Raw genomic sequence first — 3,239 nt, 5'->3', positions numbered from 1 at the left:
AACTCCTGCTCGGCTATACTCTTCCCCTCTCCCAGCCGCTCGTACTCATCCACCAACTGATGCATCCGTTCCCGTATTTCGCTCATTCCAACAGTTTAGGCTGTTTGCCTATTTTCAGGACACACCCTCCAGGAGAACCCACTCCGCATCCGAGAGGTCGCTGGGGTAAAATCTACGTGTAGAAGTCACCCTTCAAGCATAGTAGACTTTTACGACAGCCTCTGATAAGAATCTGCTTGCAAATCAGGCTTTTATCATATTCACTGGATTTACGCACTAACAACTAAGCTGCTTCCAGAGGGCTCAAATCCAGTTTCAGCTTACCCGCAATGAGCTTTCGTCGGCACTGGTAGAAGCTCAACCCCAGCCCCTCCCGCTGCCGCTCTATCAGCCCGTAGGCCACCAGCCCCAGGGCTAGATGGCTCAACAGCTTGGCCCTGCGCCAGTGCCGCTGCCCCGTCCACCCCAGCTCCTGCTGCAGCCCCCGGAAAATCTCCTCAATGGCCTGCCGTATCCGGTAAACCTCCCGCATCCTCAAGTCCCACCACCCCTCCCGGTCCGTCCCGTAAAACTTCCCCCCACGCTTGAGCACCCCTACTGCGAAGGTCAGGCCCCGCAGCCTCCCCGTCTTCACCCAACGGGTACCCCCATGCCTCCGCAACTGGACACCGTCCAGCACACGGTTAGACCTGAGTCTCGTGACAAAAGACCAGCCGTGGTCATGGAGCCACTCCAGGACCTGCCGCGCCGCGTACCGGGCGTCAAAGAGCACCCCCTCCGGACGAAAGCCCGCCTCCCTGGCCCACTCCAGGAGGGCCAGGGCCAGGTCCAGCTTGCTCTCCTCCTCCGCAAAGTAGGGCAGGAAGGCCAGGGGGACGCGCCGCTTCCCGTCCGTCCAGGCCAGCACCACCAGGGAAAGCCCAAAGACCCAGCCCCCCGTGGCGGTGTCCCGCATCTTCTTCAGGCCCAGCCTGCCCGAGATGCTTCTTTCGCCGCGAAGCGGGGTGCGGTAGCGCTGGATGAGCACGTCGTCCAGGATGAGGTAGCCCCGGTCCAGCCCACCCATGGCCATGCAGAGCTCAAGGGAGAGTTCAAAAAACAGAGCCGGGGGCTGGTTCAGGGCGCGATAAAGGGTGTCGTGGGCGAAGTCCTTACCCTCGGCCATAGCCAGGGCGGAGGTGTTGATGGGGCTTTGGGCTAAAGCTTCTAGAGCGCGCAGAAGGGGCTGTGGTATCCTCTTCATCGGGCCTCCCTGGTTACCAGAGGCCCATTTTATCGAGGATCTTCAGCACCGCGTAAGTCCAGATATTCAGTATGAACGAGCCAAGAGAAGCAAAAGGTATACCCAGCCCAATACCGTACTTGATGGAAGTACCCGACTTGAGAGCACATAACCGTAGGTATGACTGGCGAATGCTGTTCATGCTGGTGCTGATGGGTTTGGGGAGTGGTCGAACAAATATTCTGGCCATAGCCCAGTGGATCGAAGACCAACGGGACTGGCTGCTGGTGCTGGGATTTGGTCGAGGAAAAACAGGCCGGGCACTGCCCGCTCAGGCGACCCTCTATCGTTTCTTTTGGGCTTTGGAGAAAGAGGTAGAGGCCCTGGAAAGGGCCTTGCAGGCTTGGGCCAAAGATGTGTTGAAGGTGTTGGATCAAGACGGTGGGCTCAAAGGGTTGGGGCTGCTGGAGATCAGCCTGGATGGCAAACACCTAAAGGGCAGCGCCAGGGGCGGGGTAGGGGATAAGGCCATCGTATTGGTCTCAGCCTATCTGAGCCGGTTGGGTCTGAGCCTGTTGCAAAGCGAAGCTGTGGGAGATGAGGCGGTAGCCGGGCAGCAGTTGATGATGCAGTTGGAGGCTGACCTGTCGGAGATCGGCATCCCTTGGGTGTGGACGGGGGATGCCGCCCATACGGAGAGCCAGACCGCCAAAGCCATCCTGCAAAAGGGGGGCACTACTTCCTCGCGCTCAAGAATAACCAGGCTGAGTTGAAGGATTGGGCTGAATATTTGATGCAGTACCCTGCTGACGATGAACATACGTACCATCAGGTACGCAGTGGCTCACTGTGGGTTTGGCGGTTCCGCTCCACCACTCAAATCCCGGTCGAGAAAGACTTGTGCTTTCCTGATCTACAACAGATCGTTCAAATCTATCGCCACAAGACCCACAAACGCACCGGCGCCGTCTCCGAAGAGACTCACCTTGCCGTCACCAGCCTAAGCCCTACTCAAGCGGATGCCGCTACCCTGGCCCTCATCAGCCGTAACCATTGGGCTATCGAGAACAAGCTCCACCACAAACGGGACACCGTCTTTGCTGAAGATGCTTGTCGCACCCGCAAAGCTGCCCAAGCCCTGGCGGCTTTGCGCAACCTCCTCCTGGGCTTCCTTCACCAACTCGACAGACCCGTCCTTCGCAGCGTTCGCAGCTTTTCCGTCCAACCCATGCTCCTGTTTCGCTGGCTCAATGGTTGTATATGATAAAAGCCTGCTAGGATTCAAAAAGACAGCCTATGGGGTTTTTGGTTTTGTAAACTGTCTTTTTGAATCCGGTATAACGGCTGTTAGCCGAATACCTATTGCGCTCTAGAGACCGCTAACTAGCCGTCCGTAAAAGCTCCACAGTTTTTGCCGTCATCAGAACTGAGAAGGCCAACCAGTGCCAGCCTCGCAAGGTCTCGGCCAGCCGCTCATAGTCGCGTGCCAGCCTGCGAAACCGGGATGTCCAGGCAAACGAACGTTCCACCACCCAACGCTTCGGCAGCAGGACGAATCCTCGTCTAGCACCCTCCACCTTGACCACGCATAGGGCGATGCCTTCCGCCTGCGCCGCTTGTGCCGCCTCCTCCCCGGTGTAACCCTGATCCACGAAGGCCACTTCCACCCGCGCCCCCGTCACTTCCTGCACCTGTTGACTGAGGGCTCCCACCTGGGCCCGCTCCTGTTCGCTGGCCGCCGTCACCACCAAGGCCAGCAGGTGGCCCAGCGTGTCCACCGCCAGGTGGACCTTGCTCCCCTTGCAAGGCTCGCTTTAGCGACCGCCAGGTCGCTTGTGCCCGTCATACCCAGCTCGCTCCCCACTTTGCGGGGTGGACTGTAGGGTGCGGGCATCGTAGATGGCAGCGCTGGGATGGGCGGCTTTGCCCTGGAGCATTCGCAGGGTCATGCGCAGGTCGTGTACCAGGTCTTCGAAGACCCCCCGGTTCATCCAGCGGTAGGCTTGCGCCTGAACGA

General features: G+C 59.0%; 3 protein-coding genes and 1 pseudogene. 2 read left to right on the top strand and 2 right to left on the bottom strand.

Translation table 11 applies throughout. The annotated features are described in order from the left end of the window. Positions 1–283: 283 nt before the first annotated feature. Entirely contained in the window at positions 284–1,243 is a 960-nt protein-coding gene (locus Mhypo_RS17475; RefSeq protein ID WP_119342495.1) for a transposase, read from the bottom strand. A gap of 71 nt (positions 1,244–1,314) precedes the next feature. Here Mhypo_RS17475 and Mhypo_RS17470 point away from each other — a divergent pair, with 71 nt between their 5' ends. Both Mhypo_RS17470 and Mhypo_RS17465 read left to right on the top strand, forming a co-directional pair. Continuing rightward, positions 1,315–1,995, top strand: coding sequence for a transposase family protein (locus Mhypo_RS17470; RefSeq protein ID WP_119342494.1), 681 nt, complete (start codon positions 1,315–1,317; stop codon positions 1,993–1,995). Next, positions 1,893–2,486: an ISAs1 family transposase gene (locus tag Mhypo_RS17465; protein ID WP_170148352.1), complete on the top strand. Its 594-nt coding sequence runs from the start codon at positions 1,893–1,895 to the stop codon at positions 2,484–2,486. Before Mhypo_RS17470 ends, Mhypo_RS17465 begins: the two co-directional genes overlap by 103 nt. 115 nt (positions 2,487–2,601) lie before the next feature. Here the strand turns inward: Mhypo_RS17465 and Mhypo_RS17460 are convergent. Then, positions 2,602–3,239: pseudogene (locus Mhypo_RS17460) on the bottom strand (IS5 family transposase); the annotation flags it as partial.

This window comes from Meiothermus hypogaeus (genome assembly GCF_003574035.1).
Classification (GTDB): Bacteria; Deinococcota; Deinococci; order Deinococcales; family Thermaceae; genus Meiothermus; species Meiothermus hypogaeus.
The sequence above is the reverse complement of the archived record's forward strand: the minus strand, read 5'-3'. Positions and strand labels throughout refer to the sequence as shown.